Consider the following 24,114-nt stretch of genomic DNA (forward strand, 5'->3'; position numbering starts at 1 on the left):
GAATCAAGCAAATTTATAAGATTTTAGTGCAGCCTATGGCCGTATGATTATTCTCTATGAAGCAACATACTGCCATAGGACCTGCATTTTCGAATTATTTGTACGACTAGTCTAGGCTTAAGGAGCTGATGAAACAATGAAAAAACCTGTTGCACTCGTTATTTTAGATGGTTGGGGTGTTAATAAGGCGGAAGTTGGAAATGCTATTGAGCATGCCAATACGCCAAACTTTGACCGTTATATGGCAACATATCCAAATACAAAAGTGGCGGCTAGTGGTCTAGACGTTGGTTTGCCAGATGGACAAATGGGGAACTCTGAAGTTGGCCATTTGAACATTGGTGCAGGTCGCGTGGTTTATCAAGAGCTGACACGTATCACAAAGTCTATCAAGGATGGAGATTTCTTTGAAAACGAATCCCTTGTAAAGGCTATGGACAATGCACTCATAGAAAACCGCAGTCTTCATGTAATGGGTCTGCTTTCTGATGGCGGTGTCCACAGTCATATTAACCACCTTAAGGGTCTTGTTGATATGGCTAAAAAGAAGGGCTTAAATAATATTTATGTACATGCCTTCCTAGATGGTCGTGATACACCACCAAGAAGTGCTGTTCAATATATTGAAGAACTTGAAGCCCATATGGCGTCTGTTGGCATTGGTGAAATTGCCACTGTATCAGGTCGCTATTACGCAATGGATCGTGACAAGCGTTGGGAGCGTGTGGAACTTGCTTACAATGCCATTGTCAAATCTGAAGGTCAAACTGCACAATCAGCCGTTGAAGCGGTTGAAAGTTCTTATGAAAAAGGTGAGAATGATGAGTTTGTTCTGCCTACAGTTATTCTTAAGGATGGCAAAGCCACTGGGCAACTTAGAGAAAATGATTCGGTTATTTTCTTTAACTTCAGACCAGACCGTGCCCGTGAATTGACGCGTGCCCTGGTTGATGTTGAGTTTGACGGATTTGCTCGTGAAAGATTTGACCTTGAGTATGTATGCCTAACACAATATGATGTTACAATAGAAGGTGTAAGTGTTGCATTCAAACCGCAAACCATTACTAACACACTGGGTGAGTATGTAAGTGCACAAGGTCTGAACCAGCTTAGAATTGCTGAAACAGAAAAGTATGCCCATGTTACGTTCTTCTTTAACGGCGGTGTTGAGGAAGCGAATCCAGGCGAGGATCGTGCACTGATTCCTTCACCGAAGGTCGCAACATATGATCTTCAACCTGAAATGTCAGCGTATGAAGTGACGGACACCCTTCTTGCTAAACTTGATGAAGACAAGTATGATTTTATTGTGCTGAACTTTGCAAATCCTGATATGGTAGGTCATACAGGTGTATTTGATGCAGCTGTTAAGGCTGTAGAAGTTATAGATGACTGCTTTGCAAAAGTATGCGATAAAATAGTGAATATGGGTGGTCAAGTTATTATCACTGCAGACCATGGTAATGCTGAAACAATGGTTGATCCTGTGACTCAAAAACCTATGACAGCACATACAACCAATGTTGTACCTTGTATTCTAGCAGGTGCAGGAGACGTTTCACTAAGAACTGATGGCAAGTTATGTGACTTTGCACCGACACTTCTTCAACTATTAAAGCTAGAACAACCTGCTGAAATGACAGGCACGTCTTTAATTAAATAGAAAATGCAATAGTAGGCTTTTGGAAGTATTTCTAAAAAGCCCTTGTTTATCGGTACCCGGGACGGAATCGATACATGGGGACAGGGTGAAAATGTCCCCGATACTTACTGACAACAATTATAAATCGTCATGGGACGGTTTATTATAAAACTATCAAGGCTAATGGAGGTATTAGTATGTCAACAATCGTTGGTGTTTACGGTAGAGAAATTCTTGACTCACGTGGTAATCCTACAGTAGAAGTAGAAGTTTATCTAGAAGACGGCACAATGGGCCGTGCAGCAGTTCCATCAGGTGCATCTACAGGTGCTTTTGAAGCGGTTGAGCTTCGTGATGGTGACAAGGGCAGATACCTAGGTAAAGGTGTATCTAAAGCTGTTGAAAATGTAAATGATATCATTGCTCCAGAAATCATCGGTATGGATGCTTTTGATCAAATCGGTATTGATAAGGCTATGATCTCTCTAGATGGTACGCCTAATAAAGGTAAGCTAGGTGCAAATGCTATTCTTGGCGTTTCACTGGCAACAGCTAAGGCTGCATCTAACACTCTAGGTCTTCCTCTATACCAATACATCGGTGGCGTGAATGCAAAGCAACTGCCAGTGCCTATGATGAACATCCTAAATGGTGGCGAGCATGCTGACAACAACGTTGATATTCAAGAGTTCATGGTAATGCCAGTTGCTGCTGAAAGCTTCAAGGAAGCTCTACGTACAGGCGCTGAAATCTACCATAACCTAAAGAAAGTTCTTACAGCTAAAGGTCTAGCTACAGGTGTGGGTGACGAAGGTGGTTTCGCTCCAAACCTTTCTTCTAACGAAGAAGCACTTCAAGTTATTATTGAAGCTATTGAAGCTGCAGGCTACAAGCCAGGCGAAGAAATCCGTCTAGCTATGGACGTTGCTGCAACTGAGCTATACGACAAAGCGTCAGGCAAATACAAGCTTTCTGGTGAAGGCATTGAAATGACATCTGAAGAAATGGTTGATTTCTACGCAAACCTAGTAGACAAGTACCCAATCGTTTCTATTGAAGATGGCCTTGACGAAGAAGATTGGGAAGGCTGGAAGCTAATGACTGAGAAGCTTGGAAACAAGATTCAGATCGTTGGTGATGACCTATTCGTAACAAACGTTGAAAGACTTTCAAAAGGTATTGAAACTGGTTGCGGTAACTCAATCCTAATCAAGCTAAACCAAATCGGTTCTCTTACAGAGACACTTGATGCGATTCAAATGGCTAACCGTGCGGGTTACACTTGCGTGATTTCTCACCGTTCTGGTGAAACAGCGGATTCAACAATTGCAGACGTTGCAGTTGCTCTAAACGCTGGTCAAATCAAGACAGGCGCTCCAGCACGTACTGACCGTGTTGCTAAGTACAACCAACTTCTTAGAATTGAAGATGAACTTGATTACCTATCAGAATACCCAGGTATGAAAGCATTCTTCAACCTAAAGTAGTCTTTACCAAAAAGACATTTACTATATAGAATATAGTTTCGAGGAGCTTATGCCGTTTGGTGTAAGCTTCTCCTTATTAAGTTCTATATCAAACAGAGTCATGTTTGTTTAATCCATTACCTTTTCATGAATAAATAAGGTAAATGATTTAAATTGAAAATATCTACAAATGCGTTCTATCACACTGAAAATAGGAAAAGGTTTTCAAAGGCTTAAACCCTTGAAATCTTGTTGCTTTCTATATTACGCTGTGATAAAATGTGCTTGTTAATGAAGAACAGAGGAGGAGTTGCAATGACTATGCTAGTCACTGCAGTCTTCGTATTGGCATGCCTTGCACTGATCGCAAGTATTTTACTTCAATCAGGTAAGCGTGCAGGTCTTTCTGGATCAATCGGCGGTGGCGCTGAACAGATCTGGGGCAAGCAAAAAGCTCACGGTATGGAAGCCGTGTTTGACCGCATTACGAAGATTGCCGCAATCGTCTTTATTGCAGGCGCGCTATTGCTCGTTATCATGCAATAATTTTTTCATGTTTGGGAGAAGTTACGTCATTACGTACTAGATAAAAAGAATGTAATGGGGTTTACCGTATTGATGAAGAACACTTCCAGGCAAATGAATAAGTTTCGCAATTCCAAAGCCCACTTGTGGGCTTTGAGTATGTCGAATCTTATTTTTTTCTTGTGAAGAAATCGATGAGACGATCGATTTCCACAAATGAGTCAACCCAAAATTGGGAAATAATTTAATCGTAGGTTAAGGAGGATCAGCAATGAACTTCGACATGGGTCTAATTGCTGCTGGCATTGGTGTTGTAGCACTTATTTTTGCATTTTACTTAGCGTCAAGCAGAATCAACACTGTCAGCTCAGGTTCAAAGAGAATGGACGAAATTGCAACGTACATTCAAGAGGGTGCTATGGCATTCATGAGACGTGAGTATAAGTCTCTGGTTATTTTCGCTGCTATTGTTGCAGCCGTTATTATTGTAGGTATCGGGTGGGAAACAGGCGTTTCATTTATTCTAGGTGCATCTTTCTCAGGTGCGGCAGGTTTCATCGGTATGCGTGTTGCTACAAAAGCAAACGTTCGTACTGCAAATGCTGCTATGGAAAATGGAATGAACAGAGCTCTATCAGTTGCTTTTTCTGGTGGTGCTGTAATGGGTATGTCAGTTGTTGGTCTAGGTCTTCTAGGCGTTGGCATCCTGTATGTAATCTTTAAAGATCCAAGCCTTATCACTGGTTTTGGTCTTGGTGCGTCATCTATCGCACTATTTGCACGTGTTGGCGGTGGTATTTATACGAAAGCTGCTGACGTTGGTGCTGACCTTGTAGGTAAAGTAGAAGCTGGTATCCCTGAGGATGATCCACGTAACCCTGCCGTTATCGCAGATAACGTAGGTGACAACGTTGGTGATGTTGCTGGTATGGGTGCCGATCTATTTGAATCATATGTTGGTTCTATTATCGCGTCGCTAACACTTGGTACACTAGCGTACGGTATGGAAGGTGCTATGTTCCCACTTGCTCTTTCTGCACTTGGTATCATTGCATCAATCATCGGTACTTTCTTTGTTAAAGGCGAAGAAGGTTCTGACCCACATAAAGCACTTAAAATGTCAACTTACGTAGCAGGCGGAATCGTTATTGTAGCGGCATTCTTCCTATCAAACATGTATTTTGGCAACCTAAATGCTTTCTGGGCAATCACTGCTGGTCTAGCGGCTGGTATGCTGATTGGTTATGTAACAGAAGTTTATACTTCTGGTGAGTACAAGCATGTTAAGAAAATTGCAAAGCAGTCTGAAACAGGTCCTGCTACGACAATTATCTCTGGTCTTGCAGTAGGTATGGAATCTACAGCAATGCCAATCATCTTTATCTCAATCGCAACGCTTGTTGCATTTAAGTTTATGGGTCTTTACGGTATCGCACTTGCAGCAGTAGGTATGCTTTCTACAGCTGGTATTACAGTTGCAGTTGATGCTTACGGTCCAATCGCTGATAACGCTGGTGGTATTGCTGAAATGTGCGAACTACCGAGTGAAGTTCGCGAAATCACTGACAAGCTAGATGCTGTTGGTAACACAACTGCTGCTATTGGTAAAGGTTTTGCAATTGGTTCAGCGGCACTGACTGCTCTGTCTCTATTTGCTTCTTACTCACAAGCAGTTGGTCTTGAAACAATCTCTGTACTTAAGCCTACAGTTGTAGTTGGTCTATTTATTGGTGGTATGCTACCATTCCTATTCTCAGCTATGACAATGGAATCTGTTGGTAAGGCAGCTTTCCAGATGATCGAAGAAGTTCGTCGTCAGTTCAGAGATATTCCTGGTGTTATGGAAGGTACTGCAACGCCTGAGTATGCTAAGTGTGTAGATATTTCTACTGCTGCAGCACTTAAGGAAATGATGGTTCCTGGCCTTATGGCTGTTCTAGCACCAATCGTTGTTGGTTTACTACTTGGCGCAGAAGCTCTTGGCGGTATGCTATCAGGTGCACTTGTAACAGGTGTTCTTATGGCGATCTTCATGGCAAACGCTGGTGGTGCATGGGATAACGCGAAGAAGTACATTGAAGAAGGTCACTTCGGTGGCAAGGGTAGCGATCCACATAAGGCTGCTGTTGTTGGCGATACTGTAGGTGATCCATTCAAGGATACTTCTGGTCCATCTATCAACATTCTTATCAAACTTATGACAATCGTTGCGCTTGTATTTGCGCCTCTATTCTCATCGTTTGGTCCACTTCTATAATTGAAGTTAATAAGGTTTTAGCCTTTTATGAAGAGTCTTCTCAACTTGAGGAGGCTCTTTTTGTACATGTAAAGCCTAGAGAATGAAATTAAATCAGATGGGTCAAAGGGTCTATGTGATCTGCTTATTAAGCATAGGGAATTGTACGAAAGTTAATGCGTCTGGACTCCGCAATCTAAAAAGTTTGTATTGTCTTCTTGAAGATTGTTATGGGTCACAAATGGGCATAAATAAAAATAGGGTAAAAGGCTGTACCATATGAAAATTTAAAGTTAAATCGAAGTCAGAGTTTAAGAGACACTGGATTCGTATGTTATAATGGAACTATACTAAAAAGGGGGTATTCCTATGAACATACAGGAAAAAATACTTGATTATTTAGCAGAACAGAATCGCCCCATTGCAGACATTGACATTGCAATTGACTTCGAAATCAATAAATCGGAGTATCAAATGTTTTTTTCAATTCTTGAAAAAATGGAAGAACAGGGTCTGGTTATCAAGACGAAAAAGAAAAAATATGGCCTTCCAGAAGTTTTTGGAATGGTAACGGGTCGTGTTCAGAGCACATTAAAGGGCTTTGCTTTTCTTATTCCAGAAGACAAATCGGTTAAGGACGTTTTCATTCCTGCATCTGAACTGGAAGGTGCAATGAATGATGATATAGTTATGGTCAAACTAACGCAAAAGGCTGAAGGTGATAGACGGCCAGAAGGCACTGTCATCAAGATTATCGAAAGAGCCAATGCTGAAGTTGTGGGTACATTTGAACAAAGCAAGGACTTTGGTTTTGTATTGCCAGACAACCGTAAAATTAATATGGATATATATGTGCCGGGTGCTTTAAGTGCGGGTGCAGAAACGGGTGACAAGGTTGTTGTAAAAATCACGAAGTGGCCTAAAGGCAGACGAAATCCAGAAGGAAAAGTCATTGAGATTCTCGGTAAGAAAGGTGACCCTGGTACGGATATATTATCCGTTATCAGAAAGTATTCTTTGCCTGAAGATTTCCCGAGAAAAGTCTTAGCGGCTGCAGACAATGTTCCTCAAGAAGTTGAAGATGGAGAGATCAAGCGTCGAAAAGATTTGCGCGATATGACAACCATAACAATTGATGGCGCAGATGCCAAGGACCTTGATGATGCTGTATCAATTGAAAGACAGGAAAATGGCAACTTTAAGTTATGGGTCCATATAGCCGATGTTACGCATTATGTTAAAGAGGGCTCACCTCTTGATAAGGAAGCCTTGAAACGAGCAACAAGTGTGTATTTGGTTGACCGCGTGATACCAATGCTACCCAGACGACTGTCTAACGGCATTTGCAGTTTGAATCCAAAAGTTGACCGATTGACTATGACATGTATGATGGAAATTGATCAAAATGGTGGCGTTGTTGACCATGAAATCTTTGAGTCCGTTATAAAGACAAATGAACGAATGGTCTATACAGACGTTTCGGATATACTTGAAAATGTGGACAGACCAGAACTAAAGGCTTATGAATACCTATTTGATACATTCAAGGCCATGGAAGAACTGTCTTTGATACTTCGAAAGAAGCGTGAAAGACGTGGTGCCATAGACTTCAATTTCCCTGAAGCTAAAATTATAGTGGATGAAAAAGGCAAGCCCGTTGAAATCAAAAGATCAGAAAGACGGATTGCCAACAGGATTATTGAAGAATTCATGCTAGCTGCCAACGAAACAGTGGCTGAACATATGCACTGGCTGGACCTGCCTTTTGTTTATCGTATTCACGAAATGCCAGATGAAGAGAAAATTGTGGCCTTTAATAAGTTCATCCATAACTTTGGATTCTTTGTAAAAGGCGCCCAGGGTGAATTACATCCTAAAGCGGTTCAAAATCTACTTGAAAAAGTTGAAGGAAAACCTGAGGAACGTATAATTAGCAAGATGATGCTTCGGTCATTAAAGCAGGCCAAGTATTCACCGGCAAATGAAGGACACTTTGGCCTAGCAGCGGACTATTACTGTCACTTCACTTCACCTATACGCCGCTATCCAGACCTTCAGATCCATAGGATCATAAGAGAAATGCTTCAAAACAAGCTGAATCCAAAGCGAATTGAGCAACTGGAGCAAACTGTACTGTATGCATCAGAGCAGTCATCAGAGCAGGAGCGTGTGGCTGAAAAGGCAGAACGCGAAACAGATGACATTAAAATGTGTGAGTATATGCTGGATTATGTTGGTGAAGAGTTTGAAGGTCTTATATCATCAGTGACCAGTTTTGGTGTTTTCACGGAACTTGACAACACAGTTGAAGGCCTTACTAGAATGAATCTTCTTGATGACGATTATTACTATTATGATGAAGAAAACATGCAACTTGTTGGTGAGCGAACGAAGAACACCTACCGCATAGGGGACAGAGTTCTTGTTCGAGTGGAAAGGGTTAATGTGGATCTACGTGAAATAGATTTCTATATTGTCGAAAAACTTAGCTCCGCTTATTAAGCATCATGGAGCAAAGTGATTCTTACTAGCCTTGCCAGGTGGGGCATTCAAAAATTTTCACAAGATGAGAGAAGCCTATCGCTTCTCTCTTTCTTAATAGATATGAAGGTGATGTTTTGCTTGAGAACCGTTTATATAAGACCATACTTATGACAGCTTCTGTGCTTTCTATTCTTTCTATTCTAGGAAATATCATATCGGGATTTCCTATGTTTTTGAATTGGAAGTGGGGAATACTGTTTTTAGTGTCCCTAGTCAGTTTGAAGACATATAAGGAACATTGGCATCCTTTTGGAGGCATGATTGTATATTTCTTATACCTGATCTTTGTATTTTTACCCTTTGCATTTGTGGATTCAGGCGGGAGTGCCAACAATGGTATAGCCTATACTTTTTTAATGTTGATATGCATTGTGTATCTTTTTAAGGGAAAGGTTAGAAATGGGCTTATAGGCAGTTTAATAATGGTCTTTGTTTGTCTACATGTACTAGAATACTTACACCCAGAAATGATACCCCAGCATAGTCCCTCGGCCCAATTCAGAGACAGGTTAATACAAATTCCACTCATTCAATTGGCATGTTTTTATATCATAAAGAATTTCGCTGATGCCTATGACAAGCAAAAGAAAGAACAGGAAAAATACCGAAGCCTTTTAGAAAACATGAATGAAAAACTTGGACACCAAGCAAATTATGATGAACTGACCAAGCTTAAAAATAGACGAGCTTTTAATGAAATACTGAAACAAACATATGACGAGCGAAAAATGATAGACCATGACCATTATGTGGTTCTATTTGATTTAGATAAATTTAAACAAATAAATGATAGCCTAGGCCATCTTGTGGCTGATGAAATTCTAGTCCAGTTTTCAAAGCGTTTAAAGCCTCTGATTGATGAAAGCACAGTTTTGAGTCGTTGGGGTGGAGATGAGTTTAGTATGATTATTGTGGCGGATAAGAGCCATGTGCTTGAGAAACTGGATGAAATTCAAGCAGCATATAAGACAGTTGTTGAAAAGTATAGTGTTGCGTCAAAGGTCAGTTTTGGTGTGGCCTACTGGAAGAATACAGATTCTCCAGATGACATTTTGACAAAGGCAGACAAAGCCCTCTACCAAGCAAAGGAAAGTGGAAGAGGTCAGATTGTTTTAGTTTCGTGTAAAAAGGACGTGAAAGAGTGATAAAACTAGTTGTAAGTGACATGGATGGAACCCTTTTGAATAGTGATGGAAGGATCAGTCCTGAGAATGAAAAGGCAATACAGGAAGCAAGACAAATGGGCGTTCCATTTGTTTTATGTACAGGACGTATATACTCAGCTGTCAAACCTTATGCAGACTACCTGAAGTTGGATGCTCCTGTGATTGGGTGTAACGGCGCTATTATTAAAAATCCATCCACTGGTCAAGTTTTACACATGAGTGCGATGAAAGCAGAAGTTGTCAATCAAGTGGTAGACGTTTTTAGAAAGTATGACCATTATTTTCATTTTTACGATGAAGACACTGTTTATGCTGAAAAAAATGGCCCTCTATTTGAGTATATTGTAAGCATGTCAGAAAAATTTGGGGATAGGGGCATAAAAACCAAGTTGGTTCCAGATGTGAAAAGTTTGATTGGTCATTCGGTCAATGTCTTGAAAATGGGATTCAATCTGATTGATGAAGAAATATCCCCTAAGATTGCAGAAGAGATTAAGACTATAAAGGGACTGACAGTGGTTCAGTCTGCACCAGGTCTTATTGATATTATGAATGACAATGTGAGTAAGGGGAGTGCTCTCAAGACCCTTGCTGAACTTTATGGCATTTCTACGGATGAAATTATGGCTATGGGTGACAATGACAATGACATTGAAATGATAGAAACAGCAGGGATTGGTGTGGCTATGGATAACGCAAGAGACAGTGTTAAGGCAGTGGCAGATGATATAGCTGTACACCATGAAGAAGATGGCGTGGCATGGGCTCTTGAAAAATATGTTCTATCGAAAAGGTCTGATTATGAAAATGTAGGGTAGACCTTTATACTTCTTATACATGCTAAAAGCCTCAGGTGTAATCTACCTGAGGCTTTTGCTTATTATTTGATCATTTTCAGAAAGTACTCATGCATTCGTGTGTCATTAGTGAGTTCGGGATGAAAGGCTGTAACAAGCATATTATCTTGCTTTGCAGCCACAATATGATCATTCACAGTGGCAATAACATCAACATTTTCTGAAACAGCACCTATATATGGGGCCCGAATGAAAACCATTGGAAAATTAGCGGAAATACCTTTTATATTTCCACTGTATTCAAAACTGCCCAGTTGTCTGCCGTAAGCATTGCGAACTGCCGTAATTTCCATTTGTCCCAGATGAACACTTTCATCATTTTCAATGGTATCTGCAAGGAGAATAAGGCCTGCACATGTTCCCCATACGGGAAGACCCTCCTTGATTTTCTCTATTAAAGGTTCTTTGATTGAAAAATCCTTGAGGAGTTTTCCCATTGTCGTGCTCTCTCCACCTGGGATAATGAGCCCGTTAATATGGTCAAGTTGTTCAGATTTTCGCACTTGGATAGCTTCATGACCAAGTTTTTTAATCATATCAACATGTTCTATGAAGGCTCCTTGTAGAGCAAGTACGCCGATTTTTTTCATGATCAATACCCTCTGTTTGCCATACGTTCTTCTTTTTCAATGGAGTAAACGTTAATCCCTACCATGGCTTCACCTAAGTTTTCAGAGACTTCAGCAAGGATTTGTGGATCATTGAAGTGTGTAACAGCCTTAACAATGGCTGCAGCACGTTTCCTTGGGTCGCCAGATTTGAATATTCCAGATCCGACAAAGACACCATCACAACCTAGTTGCATCATCATGGCTGCATCGGCAGGCGTCGCAACGCCTCCGGCTGCAAAATTCACGACAGGGAGTTTTCCGTTTTCATGAACATATTCAACAAGCGGTAGTGGCGCTTGGAGTTCTTTGGCCGCATTGAAGACTTCTTCTTTCGAAAGGCCCTGGATTCTTCTGATTTCTGAGTTCATCATACGCATGTGTTTAACAGCTTCGATAACATCCCCTGTGCCTGGTTCCCCCTTTGTACGAATCATGGAAGCGCCTTCTGCAATTCGTCGAAGCGCTTCACCAAGGTTTTTTGCACCGCAGACAAATGGCACTTTAAAATCAGCCTTGTTTATATGTAGGGTTGGGTCAGCAGGTGTTAAAACTTCACTTTCATCAATATAATCCACATCGAGAGCCTCGAGTATTTGAGCTTCAACAAAGTGTCCTATTCGGACCTTAGCCATAACAGGGATAGAAACCGCCTTTTGTATGCCCTTAATCATTTGAGGGTCAGATGCCCTAGCGACTCCGCCGTCTTTACGAATGTCTGCTGGCACACGCTCGAGGGCCATTACAGCGCAAGCGCCTGCTTCCTCTGCTATCAATGCTTCTTCAGGTGTGGTAACGTCCATGATCACACCGCCTTTTAGCATTTGTGCTAAATTTTTGTTGAGTTGACTTCTTTTGTTCATTATGTATGCCTCCTTAAGAGAATTGTATGCTAAAACATCTTCGTCAACTACATGTTAAACGATACATTTACGATGGTCAAACAGAAAAAACAATAATTGTAACGATACAAAATACAAATAATGGTGAAAGTGTATTGCAATAAAGGGTGGGAATAAGAACAAAATATTACGACGAGCTTACAAGAAAGCCAACTTGGTTGACGAAATGCCACCGATCTGCTACAATTTTAAAAGTACGTTATACCTGATGCAGACTGTGTTTGGTGTCTTGAAAGGAGCCACTTCTATGTCTATTGGAAAGCTGATAGCCAATAACAAAAAAGCATATCATGAATATTTCATTGAAGACAAACTGGAAGCTGGTATTGTTCTAACGGGTACCGAGGTCAAGTCTGTTCGTCAAGGCAAGGTGAATATTAAAGAATCCTATGCCCAAGTGAAAGATGGCGAGGCCTTTGTGAATGGTATGCATATTAGTCCATACGAAATGGGCAACCGTTTTAACCAAGATCCACTTAGAACAAGAAAATTACTTCTTCATAAGAGAGAAATCAATCGTTTGATAGGGTATATACAGCAAAAGGGACTAACTTTAGTACCACTCAAGGTGTATATTAATCCAAAGGGCCTGGTCAAGGTGCAGATTGGTGTTGCCAGAGGTAAGAAACTTCATGACAAGCGACAAACTATGGCTAAGAAGGATTCTGAAAGAAGAATTCAACAAGCTATGAAGCAACGTTATTAACCCTTTTCATTAAGGAATCTATACATGGGGATGTACAGGTTTCGACGGGGGTGTGGAGCATTAGTAAGCGAGCCGTGTTTCTTTTTCCTGGGGTACACGTAAAAGAACTGGGATACTAAATATAATTGCTAAAAACAATTACGCACTAGCAGCCTAACGGCAGCTATCCTGTTTAAGCGCCTTTCATCCTTGTCGTGCTTAACGCTATAGGATTAAAACCTACGAGGGTCAAAGTCTGAAGGTGTCTCCCTTCAGAGGGGTATTTTAGAGGCTGTGCTTGACTCTTTGTCTGTTACTGGACGTTGACGACAGCGAGATTTTAAACAGTAACTGCGCTCGGAGAAAGCTTTTGTGATATGCTTTCGGACGCGGGTTCGATTCCCGCCATCTCCACCAATAAAAAAAGGATCACCCAATAGGGTGGTCTTTTTTTATTGCTTTAGAAAAGGAATCGAACGTGAAAGAGCGCCGAACGAGTAGTGAGGAAGAAGCGAAAGAGCCCGGCCTGAAAGAGAGTGGAGCGAACGGTGGGATTCCCGCCATCTCCACCAATAAAAAAGGATCACCCGATAGGGTGGTCTTTTTTTATTGCTTTAGAAAAGGAATCGAACGTGAAAGAGCGCCGAACGAGTAGTGAGGAAGAAGCGAAAGAGCTCGGCCTGAAAGAGAGCGGAGCGAACGGTGGGATTCCCGCCATCTCCACCAATAAAAAAAGGAAAATGACTGATCGAGTTTATTTTTGCGTGCCATATAGTTATATATAGTGAAAAAATAAATAAATTGGTAAAATAAGTTGTTACATATTGATTTTTCCGACATAAACAATATGAGAGAGGAGGAATTAAACTGAATAATTTATTCATTGAACTATGTGAAGCTTATCATAAGAAAATATTAAAATACCTGTATTACGCCGTAGGCAGTAAAGAAGATGCCCTTGATTTAACCCAAGAGGTCTTCATTATTGTTTACAAAAATATTGATGTTTTAAAAGATCACCCTAATATAGGAGGCTATATTTTTCAAACAGCAAAATACCAAGCGTCAAATCATCTGAGGAAATTGAACAAGAAAGAAATGAAAGAAGTTCAAATGGTGCTTGAACAAGGAGATTGTTGGCAAGATTTATACGAGGCAATTCTAGATGATTATGATAAGCAAATTGATGTTGATGATTATGTAGCCTATATAATTGATGCCTTGCCTGAAGAAAAAAAGGCACTCTATAAAATGTATTATGTGGATAGAAAAAGTTATAGAGAAATATCAAGTGTTTTATCTATAAGTGAACCAGCGGTACGTATGAAATTTATGCGTCTAAAAAAAGATATAAAAAAAATTGTCAAGACATATGCAAGGATGCATTTTGATGTGGAAACAAGAGGTCGTCAGAAGAAGAGTGTATAAACACTTAAAGAAAGGAGGACTCTCATGAATAAAATCATTGATCAGATCAATAAAAAAATAGACCAAATGACAGTAGAGAACTTTGATGCTAAAAAAATAAACGCTCACTTAGATTTACTTAAGGATCCAATATTTTTGAAAAATGAATGTCAAAACGATTTGGACTTTGCTAATGAAATAATACAAATGGTAGAAAAGGACAAGGGTGTGACTCCGTTCAAAGCGAGAAGAAAGTGGGAAAAAAAGAAGATGAACAGAAAACAGTTTAAACTTGTTGCAGCAACATTGATTCTATGTTTTTCTTTAGGCGCTGTGGCATTTGCGTCAGGCTTTATCAATGTCTTCAAAATATACAGCCAAGAGGAGACCATAGAAATCAGGACAAGCGATAGCTTGTCTGAAGGAGAAATCAAGGCAGTGGTTGAAAATATTGCAGAAGAAGATGAGGTATTTATCGAAGAAGGACAAGTTATACAAGAAACTGAATATAAGGCGTATAGCGAAATATCAGAAGTTGAAGATGAATTTAATTTAAGTATTTGCCTGCCAACATATATTCCTTCTGGTATGATCCTCGAAGAAGAAATTTTGGTATCTACCTATTTTGAAAATAGTCATAACATATATATTACATATGCATCTAAAGACAATAAAAATCAAATAATAGGTGTGACGATTGTTAAGGAAAATATTAGCGAGGGCGAAACCAGGGTGACTGCTACGGATACAATTTTTGAAAAAGAATATATTTCAAAAAATGGAACACGTTTTGATTTACTCCATGAGGACGATGCTTTAATATTCACAACAGATGTTGACATGGAGCAGTATGGATTTGTCTTTATGGACCTGGAAGAAGCAGAAATTTACAAAGTCATTGATAGCATAGATTTTAAAAGCAAGCAAATGAATAATAAATAATGGCAAAAAAAGACCCAACTCGCCAAAGGCGGATTGGGTCTTTTTATCATCGATAATTTAAAAAATTACCAAAGACTATCGTATGCTATTATAAGATTTTCTTCTTGTCGCGTCAAGCAGAAATATTAGACCTGCAATTCTTGCTGACCTTTTCCTTGTGGGATTGATCTGTTCACTCATTCATCTATCACTTAAAAGGACATATGCTATATATGGTATAACGTAGACTCTTGAATGATATTTTGCAAGTCGCTCAATTTAAATAAATATAAAATTAAAAGGTTTTTAATCAGAATAAGCCCTTCTAAAAAGTTATGTATAGATTGATAGAGGGGCTTTCTTTAGGTCTAACCATGTCTTTAAAGTGAATGCTCACTGTCCATAAGAGTTTCAAGGCGGTGAATTTCATCTTTCAGGGCAGTGATTCTGTTAGAAATAGTAAAGGCCCCTTGGCAGGATGCCTTTCGTCTATTTCGGCGACGACGATTCATTCTAAAATCTTCTGCAGAAGGTTCAGCACTATTTTGACGACAAAGCCCTAGACCACGTCCTGACATTTGTCCATATCCCGCAGGTCCCATACCATTTAACCTTGGCATTAAAATCATCCTTTCTAAAATTATCACATAAGTAAAACCACACTCAAATTGGCATATGCCACTTTCCTACATCGTACAGGGATTAATGGCATATGTCAACAAAAATATTTTGGGTGTTTGACAAAATAAAAAAGAGGCGTATAATGAAATTGGCATATGCCATATTGGTATTTCTACTAAGAAAGAGCACTCAGAAATAACTGGAGAAATCTTATGAAGCCGGCACATAGATGGTTTTAGACATATTCATTAACTAAATGTGCATAAATGGTTTACTTCTAAAATTTGACGAGGGCTTAGGTGGACAAGAATAAGTAAAGATGAGGTGACCTTATGAAAATTGCTATTACAAGTTCAGGGAAATCAAAGCATTCTCTAAGTGACTTGCGTTTTGGTAGATGTGCGTATTTTGCCATTTACGATGCACAAAAAGATACATATGAGTTTATTGAAAATGATGCTATTCACTCAAGTCATGGGGCGGGAATCAGTGCAGCTCAGAAAATACAGGATTTAGGGATTGGCATTGTCCTAACAGGTAGACTTGGTCCAAAAGCAAAAAAAGTACTGGATGCAGGCTCTGTGAAAGGATATGAGATTCAGGAAATGGAAATAGATGAGGCAATAAAGGCTTATAAAGATGGGTTGCTTCATGAAATTAAAGAAGCCGGTGCCTAAAAATGAGATTGGAATGTGGTGTCATAAATGAGAATTGCAGTATTAAGTGGTAAAGGTGGAACGGGCAAGACAACCGTGTCAACAAATTTGGCTCATGCAATGGGTTTGAACTATGTTGATTGCGATGTTGAAGAACCCAATGGACATATATTCTTAAAACCGGATATAGAAGAAGTCACAGAAGTGAATGTACCCATTCCCCATGTTGACCTAGACAAATGCACTATGTGTAATGCCTGTGTAAAAAGCTGCCAATTTAACGCCCTAGCAAAAACAATGACAGAGATTATGTTGTTTAAAGAACTATGTCATGGCTGTGGTGCATGTGTACTTGCTTGTCCACAGAATGCGATTAGGGAATCGAATAGAAGTATTGGGAGTATGTCAAGAGGCACGGTAAAGGGCCAAAAGTTTAGAAGTGGCAAATTAAACATAAAAGAACCGATGGCAGGCCCTATTATCAGTGCGTTAACAAAAGACATAGGTGTGGATGAAAAAGTCCTGATTGACTGCGCCCCCGGGACTTCTTGCAATGTCGTCAAGGCGCTTGAAAATGTTGATTATGCCGTGCTTGTGACAGAACCAACAATGTTTGGTCTTCATGATTTAAAATTGGCGGTGTCCTTGGTGAAAACATTAAAGATTCCTTTTGGTGTCTTAATCAATAGAAGTGGTGAAAATGCAAGCCTTATCAAGTCTTATTGTGAAGCATTTTCAATAGATATTATAGGAGAAATTCCATTTTCAAAGCTTGCAGCGCAAATTTATTCAAGGGGAGAACTCTTATCGGAACATATCATGTTTAAAGAGCATTTTCATGAATTAGGCAAACAAGTCATTCAGGCTGCAGGTCAAGTGGAGAATGATTCAAAAGATTTGGGTGAAGATTATGCAGATCATCGTTATTAGCGGTAAAGGAGGAACTGGGAAAACCACCATTGCTTCCGCCTTCGCTTACTTAAGTGGACAGGCCTACATAAATGTCGATTGCGATGTGGATGCATCGAATTTACATCTTATGTTTAAAGGGACTGATATAGAGGAAACACCATTTATAGGTGCAAAACTGGCAAGGATAGACACCGAAAAATGTCATGGCTGTGGCGCTTGTGAAAAGACCTGTCGGTTTGGTGCTATTGTAATTCAAGATGGTGTGGCATATGTCAAAGAAACACACTGTGAAGGGTGCGGTGCCTGCCGGTACACATGTACACAGAGCGCGATTTCCTTAGGCGATGAAGTGACAGGGTCTACAATTATAACAGATTCAACAGTGGGTCTTATTTCCAGGGCAGAGATGATTCCTGGTGCTGAAGGGTCAGGGAAATTGGTGACAAAGGTCAGAAAGAATGCTAGGGAATACAGAACGCATACAATGCCACATTCTATTCTTGATGGATCACCTGGGGTTGGATGCGCAGTCATGGCTTCTGTTACAGGTTGTGACTATGCTGTTATTGTGGCAGAACCTACTCTATCAGGCTTTGAGGACCTAAAGCGGGTTTATGAGCTGATTCGCCATTTTGGTATCAAGCCCCTTATGGTCATCAATAAATATGACATCAACAGGGAAGTTGCAGATGATTTGGAGAAGTTTTGCAAAGATATGAAAGTGCCTGTTGTTGGGCGCGTTCCCTTTGATGAAATGGTAGAAAGATCAATTAATGAAGGGGTTCCGGTTGTGGCATATGAAACGTCTCTTGCAGGAAAAGCAATACGGCGTATATGGAATGATGTTGAGAGTTTAGTACATAGTAATGGAGGACAATTATGAAAAAAATAGCAATTGCAAAAGATGGAGATCGTGTTTCAAGTCATTTTGGACATTGTAGTGGATTCCAGGTCTATCATGTGCTTGATAACCAGGTTAAGGCAGAACAATTTATTGAATCTCCAGGACATAAACCTGGGTTTTTGCCTAAGTTCCTAGCTGAAAAAGAAATCGATACAATTATTTCTGGTGGTATGGGTGCAACAGCCCAAAATCTTTTTAATGAAAATGGCATTTCTGTTGTCGTGGGTGCGAATGGAATGTTAGCAGATGTTATAAAAGCCTATATTGCAGGAGAAATACAATCAACTGGATCAGTCTGTGAAGCCCATAGTCATAGCGATTCATGCGGTGGACACTAGTTTGACAATAGGTTTATATTATATTGAATAGAGTGAATGAAACCCGGCCAGACCGCTCAAATGAACAGCGGTCCAGTCGGGTTTTGATTTTATGAGCTACAAAGCGTACTGTCTTAGTCAAGCGTGCTTTGCCTTGTGATAGAAATAGTCCTTGTGGTTTCATCAAAATGCAATTGGAATCCAAGTTGCTCTAAGCCATCAGCATTTATTACCAGTCTGTCTTGCATTTTGAAAACAGGGATGGCAGAGTCCTTATAGGAGAGCATGAAAGGTGACATGCTTGCATCCACCGGCATATAATCTCCAACTGAAAGGGACGTATAGTTATCTGGCAAGGTGAATGGATTGATCGTGACTTGACTGGGATCAAGGTCACTTGGAAGAAGTTCTAGCCCATTTCCTTCTGTGCTTGGTTTCACCTCAAATCCTAGATATTGTAATGATTGTATTGGTGTCAGCATATAGCCATTAACATTAAGGGCAGGCGGTTTGTAACCATTCATTGAAAGGCTAATGTCCGTTTTATAAGCCGTACCAACATATTCATTGTCTCGATAAGCAATCTCAATATCATCTAAATAGATGGTCTTGTCGCCCTCCTGATTGAGCAGAGATTTTATAGAAACCCATCTGGATTGCTTGTCTTGTGATTTAATGGCATTCATTTCATAGACAGATGAGTCACCTGGATTTTTGTAGTAGGTGTACACGGTGTATGTAATTTCGTAGACACCATTACGGTCCAGTTCAATATTAAAAGGAATGCTTTTGTCAGATTGCTTGCCTGTAAAAGAAACCGTCTTATCTTCTTGCATGTATGCGTTATCACATTTCATAATTTCAAATACAACCTTGCGAGGGGCTGTATGATCAAGGGCGTAGATAGAATCTTCAAAGATGAACTGTCCTTGCAAGCTTACTTTTGAAGGTACGTGCAGGTCTATACTGCTGTAGTCTTTTTGAAAACTTGGAAGATAGACAAGACCCCCTTTGTTTTGCAAAGTACTGCTTAAGTAGGTGGATGTGTCTATTGTTAAGTCATCCAGTTGATAACCGATAAAGTACCCTTTGTACTCAGGCAAGTCTTTCATAGCGGCTTCAGAAAATGTGAAAGTGAGCTCCTGTGAGTCGGCTTTATATTCCATTGATGTGGTGCGTATAGGTGTTAAATCATCTATGCGTCTCCCAGTAAAGTCAATCTCACTTGAACCATAGAAAGGGCTCGTATTATTGCTACCATAGAGTATGACTTGTCCCTTTACATGAGCAAGCCCCTGATTCGGGGATACATCAAAGTTTATTTGACCCGATATGGTTTTCTCCGGATGCCTTCTTTGACCCGACGAGATATATGTGAGCTTGTATTCATCACTGCTCAAATCAAGGTCCGTTAGTTTTACAAGACTTGCACCGCCGATATTGTATGCTTCCAGCTCCTTGTCATCCAAAAACAATCGAATATCTGACGTATATATATTTCCGCTATCATTGATCCTTGGCAGACTGAGTTTTTCACCATCATCATACTGGGCATCAAGCAGTGTTATACGGGTCTCGGGGTCATAGTACATGGTGTATCCAAATTCTTGAAGGGATTCAGCGATAACCACATACGCATTATCAAGGCTGTAAACATTAATTTCTTTCCCTTCATAATTGACAAGGTGGAGGTTTTCTTTGGAGTAGGTGCCGCGGATCTGGCCAATGCTATTTTGACTCATATCTTCGTTAAGTGTGTAAGGTGTGAAGACGTCTGAATTTAGGTGCATATATCCTTTATGGTGGGTTGCATAGTATATTTGATCGTTTTCTGTAATGAGTAGGTTATGTGGCGGTCTTGACTCATAGGTCCACCATGAGTGGAGGCCATAGTATTTTGCTTTTTCACCCGACCGGGTCACTTCTTCCACACCCTTATTGTTTTTTAAAGGATCGTATTTAAAGACTATGCCATCATCAAGCACATGGGATGTGGCCCAGTCGTTTTCAGCAGACTGGGCAGGCCATGCCCACAAGTAAAGCCCCTCAAGACCAAAACGTAAAGAGGTATTTAGGTCAACATCGGATGCCATTAAATTGCTAGAAGCAATAAGGTCTGACCACTCTATAAGACTGCCATCTGAAAAAAGGCTAACTGTACGGGGAAAGCTGGCGTATCTTGATAAGAAATTATATCCATCAAACCACACTGTATCGTATTCATCTATGTATAAGTGGCTGATTTTATATAGGGGATTAAGGTCAAGTTCTGTCATACTATAGTTTAAGGGGCTATTGGTGTCAGAAGCCCTTTTCTCAACAATAAAGAAATAGTTTTCACCTGGATCACGACCACCGGTATACCTATTCCACTGAACGTTAAAAATATAGAGTTCTTTTGAATAAGTCTCTGTTTCAGTAAGCTTGAAGACAGTTGTAGCAACATAAACGGGCGAATGGCCTTCTGGTATGTTTTGGTTGTCGTTTTCATAATAGCTGGATAAGTCAATGAGTTCTTCTCCGTCTAAGGTAAGAAACATATCATGTATATCCACTTGTTCGATTTCATCAAGGTTGAAATGTTGTCTTTCTATTTCTGTGACAAAAGAATTTTTTATGAGGGACTCATCATAGGGATCAAAGTCATTTAAAAAGCTTACAATTTTCTCATGGGTCCACTGTGATGCTTCTGCATCATTACCGTCGAGGGTGAGGGCTTGAACGGGGATGAAACAAAGGACTGACAGCATGAAGACTGTGAAAATTGAAATCATGCCTTTTCTGGTTAATGATAATTTCATAGAGACATCTCCTTCGTATAATATTTAAAAGTTTGAATCACAAAGTATGTATTTAATGTTAGTATATACCATGAGTTGGTGTGTTTTGTGGGACTTCTTGAAATAGTAAAGACATTGTAAAACATAAGTAACATTACCTACAGGAGGTTTATATGAAAAAAGGAATACTAATATTATTATTGACTATGATGGCGCTGATTATGTCTTCAGTCAGTTTTGCTGAAGAAGGTTATGATCTCACCGATGAAGTTGTTATTGTGCCTGGTCAAATTGTGACGTCTCCATCTGCTATTGCTGTGACACCTTATAATGGATATGAAACAATTGACAATGATTATGAAACAGAAAGTTTTATGGAAGATGGAGAGAGTATCCTGTATGAGTTTGACAAACTTCAGGAACTGACTGAGGTGACGATTCAGTATGATTACAACAGCACTGAATTTGCCCAGTACGCATTTTCCTATAGGGTGAATGGTCAGTGGCATGACTTAGAGAGTGCCTCTGCACATGAGGGGCCAAATTTCATCCGTTTTGATGTTGAAAACGCTGGACAACCCCTTGAATGTGATGCTCTTAGGCTGATTGTGTTTGCAAATGGGAGCGCGCCATTAATTGTTCGCGAAGTGGAAATGTATGTGGTAGAAGATGACCAAGATGAAGATAATGGGCCACAAACCATGCTCATGTCAACTGAATACGCCAATGTCAATCTTGGACAAGCACTTGAAATTTTTGTTGCCCTTGAAGATGTCAAAAGTATAGGGGCTTCAGATTTCTCATTTGAGTATGATAGTACAAAACTTGAATTGGTGAATGTGTCTGGTGTGAATGATCATACTGTTGTGTATGAAGGCACATCAGGTTCTGCTGTTCGTGTCCTTGTGGTGAGTAATAATAAAGACGCTTTTATCACTGGCGATGAGGATGTTGTCAAGTTGACATTCAATACCATAGGCGAGGGCAATACAAGTGTGGCTCTAATAAATGCTAAAATTGCCAATCTTGATACAGAATATGAGATTGCTCAATCACTTCTTGGAAGTATAGATCTTTATATTGGTCAGTCTGTTGCTAATGATGTGAATGATGATGGACAAATCAATCTTGTGGATATAGCCCTAACAGCTTGGTTTAATGGATTTGCAGCAAGCAGTGTACCTGATGCTTTTAGTCCTGACCAGAATTTAGATGGCATGATCGATGATACAGATTTAGTAAGTGTTTTAAATATGTATCTTAAGTGATAAAAATGTTTTTTGTCTGTATTCAATGGGGTGGATAGGACAAGAGGCTTGGAATTGATAAGACACTTGTATATAATAGAAAGATGTGGAACGTACGTTTGTTTTTATTGACAAGCAACAGCGCTAATAGGCGTTCTTGTAATCAGAACGGAGTGTCTAAATGTCTAAAGTAAAAGTTGTTAAACCTAGGATAAAACCCGGTGTAGAATATAATAAGCTTAAGTTAAGAGGGCTTGAAGAGGAAGACGCTTTTTATGACTTTTTAATGGATGGTGGCCAAGTGTCTTCAGAATATGCCAGACACGTACGTCTGAGTGGAGGCCTTTTTAGGAATGTGACCTTTACCGATACAATTCTTGAATCTCTTGATTTGGTGGATGCAAGATTTGAAAACTGCGATTTGTCTGGATGTAAGTTTACAGATGCACGATTTGAGCGGGTTGAATTTATCGGTTGTCGTCTTATGGGGACAATTTTTAGTGACTCGACCTTCAAAGATTGTCGGTTTGAAGATTCCAAACTGGATTATTCAATATTTGGTTTTACTGGTCTGAAGAACACATTGTTTAGTGAATCGCAGATGGCAAATTGTAATTTCCAAGATGCGGATGTTAAATATACAGGCTTCGACTCCTGCAATTTGTTAGGAGCGCAAATGTCAGGTGCAAAACTGAAGGGAATTGACTTCACGACTTGTGACATTGAAGGCTTAGGGATAAGATTGGAAGATTTAAAGGGCATGATTGTATCACCTGTTCAGGCCATGGAGCTGTCTAGGCTTATGGGACTGGTTATTAAAGAATAGAACAATAAGCGTACATAAAAACCGCCACTTTTCCATATTGGAGAGGTGGCGGTTAAATTTTGATTTAATTATCCCGCTTGCTTTTCTGATGGCTCAAGGGCCTGACAGACAATAGATAGTATTTTATCTTTCATATGTGGCAGGAGTTGTCCCTTGTCATCAACAGCGCTCTCGTTAAGATCGATTCTAATTTTAGGACACAGATCAAAGTGACTGTACCACGCTTCGTATGTATCTCGAAGGTCAACCATGTAGTCCCGTGGAATCATCTCAGCTTCTGTTCCTCGGCTACGTTCTTGAATACGTTCTAAGGCTGTATCCACTGTCACATCAAGGTAGATTAGAAGTTGCGGTGGATTAATATGCTGAAGCATATTGTGGAGGAGTTCCTGATAAATTCGAAGTTCATCATCAGCCATGCTGCCGCGCTTATTAATGGTTTTTGCGAAGATTTCATCTCCGTAAATAGAGCGGTCAAGTATAGCGTTTTCGCCAGATGCTTCTATGCATTTTAAGTCACGAAAACGTTCGTTTAGAAACATAACTTGAATAATGGCACTCCATCTGTCTTGGTCTGCATAAAATCTGTTGAGCATTCTATGTTCAAGTGAGTTCTCCGTATCATCGTTTTTAAGTTCTTCAAACATGGGAATATCAAGATGATCAGCGATCATTCTTGCCACTGTTGTTTTTCCAGCCCCAATAATTCCATCAACAACTATAGACATATTTCTGTATTCTCCTTCAAATATGTAATTCTTTCGAAATGTGCTTGCAAAGGACATATTCTTTCCTCCCAATCGTTCAATAAGACAAATTCAATTTTACATGAAATGAAGGTATAAGTAAAGAAAATATACTATATGTAGTGCTTGATGTCGGATGAGAATAC

General features: G+C 39.9%; 22 protein-coding genes and 1 other RNA gene. 18 read left to right on the plus strand and 5 right to left on the minus strand.

The window, feature by feature from the left end:
- Positions 1–136: 136 nt before the first annotated feature.
- From gpmI to ACQ4KW_RS06460, 7 genes are all read left to right on the plus strand, one after another.
- Positions 137–1,663: a 2,3-bisphosphoglycerate-independent phosphoglycerate mutase gene (gene gpmI / locus ACQ4KW_RS06430; RefSeq protein ID WP_430885712.1), complete on the plus strand. Its 1,527-nt coding sequence runs from the start codon at positions 137–139 to the stop codon at positions 1,661–1,663.
- 176 nt (positions 1,664–1,839) lie between these two features.
- The gene (eno, locus tag ACQ4KW_RS06435; RefSeq protein WP_430885713.1) at positions 1,840–3,129 is read left to right on the plus strand and encodes a phosphopyruvate hydratase; all 1,290 of its coding nucleotides are present in this window, start codon (positions 1,840–1,842) and stop codon (positions 3,127–3,129) included.
- A gap of 294 nt (positions 3,130–3,423) precedes the next feature.
- Positions 3,424–3,654: a preprotein translocase subunit SecG gene (gene secG, locus ACQ4KW_RS06440; RefSeq protein ID WP_430885714.1), complete on the plus strand. Its 231-nt coding sequence runs from the start codon at positions 3,424–3,426 to the stop codon at positions 3,652–3,654.
- 250 nt (positions 3,655–3,904) lie between these two features.
- Positions 3,905–5,890 (plus strand): sodium-translocating pyrophosphatase, encoded by a 1,986-nt coding sequence (locus ACQ4KW_RS06445; protein ID WP_430885715.1) that lies wholly within the window; start codon positions 3,905–3,907, stop codon positions 5,888–5,890.
- 348 nt (positions 5,891–6,238) lie between these two features.
- Positions 6,239–8,371: a ribonuclease R gene (gene rnr / locus ACQ4KW_RS06450; protein WP_430885716.1), complete on the plus strand. Its 2,133-nt coding sequence runs from the start codon at positions 6,239–6,241 to the stop codon at positions 8,369–8,371.
- Positions 8,372–8,670: 299 nt separating this feature from the next.
- A complete protein-coding gene (locus tag ACQ4KW_RS06455; RefSeq protein ID WP_430885717.1) occupies positions 8,671–9,558 on the plus strand; it encodes a GGDEF domain-containing protein in 888 nt (295 codons plus the stop codon).
- Positions 9,555–10,397 carry a Cof-type HAD-IIB family hydrolase gene (locus ACQ4KW_RS06460; protein WP_430885718.1) on the plus strand — a complete coding sequence of 281 codons (843 nt, stop codon included), beginning with the start codon at positions 9,555–9,557 and terminating at the stop codon, positions 10,395–10,397. Before ACQ4KW_RS06455 ends, ACQ4KW_RS06460 begins: the two co-directional genes overlap by 4 nt.
- A 62-nt stretch (positions 10,398–10,459) precedes the next feature.
- Here the strand turns inward: ACQ4KW_RS06460 and pdxT are convergent, their stop codons facing one another.
- Both pdxT and pdxS read right to left on the minus strand, forming a co-directional pair.
- Complete coding sequence (pdxT, locus tag ACQ4KW_RS06465; protein ID WP_430885719.1) at positions 10,460–11,026, minus strand: pyridoxal 5'-phosphate synthase glutaminase subunit PdxT; 567 nt, start codon at positions 11,024–11,026, stop codon at positions 10,460–10,462.
- A 2-nt stretch (positions 11,027–11,028) separates the two neighbouring features.
- On the minus strand, positions 11,029–11,907 hold the full coding sequence (gene pdxS, locus ACQ4KW_RS06470) for a pyridoxal 5'-phosphate synthase lyase subunit PdxS (protein ID WP_430885720.1): 879 nt from the start codon (positions 11,905–11,907) through the stop codon (positions 11,029–11,031).
- A 286-nt stretch (positions 11,908–12,193) separates the two neighbouring features.
- Here pdxS and smpB point away from each other — a divergent pair, with 286 nt between their 5' ends.
- The 5 genes from smpB to ACQ4KW_RS06495 all read left to right on the plus strand — a co-directional run bounded on the left by smpB (position 12,194) and on the right by ACQ4KW_RS06495 (position 14,980).
- Positions 12,194–12,652 carry an SsrA-binding protein SmpB gene (gene smpB / locus ACQ4KW_RS06475; protein ID WP_430885721.1) on the plus strand — a complete coding sequence of 153 codons (459 nt, stop codon included), beginning with the start codon at positions 12,194–12,196 and terminating at the stop codon, positions 12,650–12,652.
- Positions 12,653–12,678: 26 nt separating this feature from the next.
- Positions 12,679–13,048: a transfer-messenger RNA gene (gene ssrA / locus ACQ4KW_RS06480) on the plus strand.
- A gap of 119 nt (positions 13,049–13,167) precedes the next feature.
- Complete coding sequence (locus ACQ4KW_RS06485) at positions 13,168–13,416, plus strand: hypothetical protein (protein ID WP_430885722.1); 249 nt, start codon at positions 13,168–13,170, stop codon at positions 13,414–13,416.
- 97 nt (positions 13,417–13,513) lie between these two features.
- A complete protein-coding gene (locus ACQ4KW_RS06490; RefSeq protein ID WP_430886547.1) occupies positions 13,514–14,059 on the plus strand; it encodes an RNA polymerase sigma factor in 546 nt (181 codons plus the stop codon).
- Positions 14,060–14,083: 24 nt separating this feature from the next.
- Positions 14,084–14,980: a hypothetical protein gene (locus ACQ4KW_RS06495; protein ID WP_430885723.1), complete on the plus strand. Its 897-nt coding sequence runs from the start codon at positions 14,084–14,086 to the stop codon at positions 14,978–14,980.
- Between the two features lie 359 nt (positions 14,981–15,339).
- Here the strand turns inward: ACQ4KW_RS06495 and ACQ4KW_RS06500 are convergent, their stop codons facing one another.
- Positions 15,340–15,579, minus strand: coding sequence for a DUF5320 domain-containing protein (locus tag ACQ4KW_RS06500; protein ID WP_430885724.1), 240 nt, complete (start codon positions 15,577–15,579; stop codon positions 15,340–15,342).
- Between the two features lie 333 nt (positions 15,580–15,912).
- Between ACQ4KW_RS06500 and ACQ4KW_RS06505 the strand changes: the two genes are divergently transcribed.
- From ACQ4KW_RS06505 to ACQ4KW_RS06520, 4 genes are read left to right on the plus strand one after another with little or no spacing between them, the layout of a single operon-like run.
- Positions 15,913–16,257 (plus strand): NifB/NifX family molybdenum-iron cluster-binding protein, encoded by a 345-nt coding sequence (locus ACQ4KW_RS06505; protein ID WP_430885725.1) that lies wholly within the window; start codon positions 15,913–15,915, stop codon positions 16,255–16,257.
- A 27-nt stretch (positions 16,258–16,284) separates the two neighbouring features.
- The gene (locus ACQ4KW_RS06510) at positions 16,285–17,166 is read left to right on the plus strand and encodes an ATP-binding protein (protein ID WP_430885726.1); all 882 of its coding nucleotides are present in this window, start codon (positions 16,285–16,287) and stop codon (positions 17,164–17,166) included.
- Positions 17,120–18,031 carry an ATP-binding protein gene (locus tag ACQ4KW_RS06515; RefSeq protein ID WP_430885727.1) on the plus strand — a complete coding sequence of 304 codons (912 nt, stop codon included), beginning with the start codon at positions 17,120–17,122 and terminating at the stop codon, positions 18,029–18,031. The genes ACQ4KW_RS06510 and ACQ4KW_RS06515 overlap by 47 nt, the downstream gene beginning before the upstream one ends.
- Positions 18,028–18,390 carry a NifB/NifX family molybdenum-iron cluster-binding protein gene (locus tag ACQ4KW_RS06520; RefSeq protein WP_430885728.1) on the plus strand — a complete coding sequence of 121 codons (363 nt, stop codon included), beginning with the start codon at positions 18,028–18,030 and terminating at the stop codon, positions 18,388–18,390. The genes ACQ4KW_RS06515 and ACQ4KW_RS06520 overlap by 4 nt, the downstream gene beginning before the upstream one ends.
- A 113-nt stretch (positions 18,391–18,503) precedes the next feature.
- Here ACQ4KW_RS06520 and ACQ4KW_RS06525 read toward each other — a convergent pair whose 3' ends face one another.
- Positions 18,504–21,170: a hypothetical protein gene (locus ACQ4KW_RS06525; protein WP_430885729.1), complete on the minus strand. Its 2,667-nt coding sequence runs from the start codon at positions 21,168–21,170 to the stop codon at positions 18,504–18,506.
- A 152-nt stretch (positions 21,171–21,322) separates the two neighbouring features.
- Between ACQ4KW_RS06525 and ACQ4KW_RS06530 the strand changes: the two genes are divergently transcribed.
- Both ACQ4KW_RS06530 and ACQ4KW_RS06535 read left to right on the plus strand, forming a co-directional pair.
- A complete protein-coding gene (locus tag ACQ4KW_RS06530; RefSeq protein WP_430885730.1) occupies positions 21,323–22,417 on the plus strand; it encodes a cohesin domain-containing protein in 1,095 nt (364 codons plus the stop codon).
- Between the two features lie 160 nt (positions 22,418–22,577).
- Positions 22,578–23,222, plus strand: coding sequence for a pentapeptide repeat-containing protein (locus ACQ4KW_RS06535; protein WP_430885731.1), 645 nt, complete (start codon positions 22,578–22,580; stop codon positions 23,220–23,222).
- Positions 23,223–23,290: 68 nt separating this feature from the next.
- Here the strand turns inward: ACQ4KW_RS06535 and ACQ4KW_RS06540 are convergent, their stop codons facing one another.
- Positions 23,291–24,007 carry a deoxynucleoside kinase gene (locus ACQ4KW_RS06540; RefSeq protein ID WP_430885732.1) on the minus strand — a complete coding sequence of 239 codons (717 nt, stop codon included), beginning with the start codon at positions 24,005–24,007 and terminating at the stop codon, positions 23,291–23,293.
- Positions 24,008–24,114 lie beyond the last annotated feature (107 nt).

Source organism: Tianxiuia mixotrophica (assembly GCF_050596425.1).
Classification (GTDB): Bacteria; Bacillota; Clostridia; order Peptostreptococcales; family Acidaminobacteraceae.

Bases quoted from the DNA above. Each gene is read 5' to 3' on its own strand.
- gpmI (WP_430885712.1), top strand. From the start codon at position 137: ATGAAAAAACCTGTTGCACTCGTTATTTTAGATGGTTGGGGTGTTAAT.
- eno (WP_430885713.1), top strand. From the start codon at position 1,840: ATGTCAACAATCGTTGGTGTTTACGGTAGAGAAATTCTTGACTCACGT.
- secG (WP_430885714.1), top strand. From the start codon at position 3,424: ATGACTATGCTAGTCACTGCAGTCTTCGTATTGGCATGCCTTGCACTG.
- ACQ4KW_RS06445 (WP_430885715.1), top strand. From the start codon at position 3,905: ATGAACTTCGACATGGGTCTAATTGCTGCTGGCATTGGTGTTGTAGCA.
- rnr (WP_430885716.1), top strand. From the start codon at position 6,239: ATGAACATACAGGAAAAAATACTTGATTATTTAGCAGAACAGAATCGC.
- ACQ4KW_RS06455 (WP_430885717.1), top strand. From the start codon at position 8,671: ATGATTGTATATTTCTTATACCTGATCTTTGTATTTTTACCCTTTGCA.
- pdxT (WP_430885719.1), bottom strand. From the start codon at position 11,026: ATGAAAAAAATCGGCGTACTTGCTCTACAAGGAGCCTTCATAGAACAT.
- pdxS (WP_430885720.1), bottom strand. From the start codon at position 11,907: ATGAACAAAAGAAGTCAACTCAACAAAAATTTAGCACAAATGCTAAAA.
- smpB (WP_430885721.1), top strand. From the start codon at position 12,194: ATGTCTATTGGAAAGCTGATAGCCAATAACAAAAAAGCATATCATGAA.
- ACQ4KW_RS06495 (WP_430885723.1), top strand. From the start codon at position 14,084: ATGAATAAAATCATTGATCAGATCAATAAAAAAATAGACCAAATGACA.
- ACQ4KW_RS06500 (WP_430885724.1), bottom strand. From the start codon at position 15,579: ATGCCAAGGTTAAATGGTATGGGACCTGCGGGATATGGACAAATGTCA.
- ACQ4KW_RS06505 (WP_430885725.1), top strand. From the start codon at position 15,913: ATGAAAATTGCTATTACAAGTTCAGGGAAATCAAAGCATTCTCTAAGT.
- ACQ4KW_RS06510 (WP_430885726.1), top strand. From the start codon at position 16,285: ATGAGAATTGCAGTATTAAGTGGTAAAGGTGGAACGGGCAAGACAACC.
- ACQ4KW_RS06515 (WP_430885727.1), top strand. From the start codon at position 17,120: ATGATTCAAAAGATTTGGGTGAAGATTATGCAGATCATCGTTATTAGC.
- ACQ4KW_RS06520 (WP_430885728.1), top strand. From the start codon at position 18,028: ATGAAAAAAATAGCAATTGCAAAAGATGGAGATCGTGTTTCAAGTCAT.
- ACQ4KW_RS06525 (WP_430885729.1), bottom strand. From the start codon at position 21,170: ATGAAATTATCATTAACCAGAAAAGGCATGATTTCAATTTTCACAGTC.
- ACQ4KW_RS06530 (WP_430885730.1), top strand. From the start codon at position 21,323: ATGAAAAAAGGAATACTAATATTATTATTGACTATGATGGCGCTGATT.
- ACQ4KW_RS06535 (WP_430885731.1), top strand. From the start codon at position 22,578: ATGTCTAAAGTAAAAGTTGTTAAACCTAGGATAAAACCCGGTGTAGAA.
- ACQ4KW_RS06540 (WP_430885732.1), bottom strand. From the start codon at position 24,007: ATGTCCTTTGCAAGCACATTTCGAAAGAATTACATATTTGAAGGAGAA.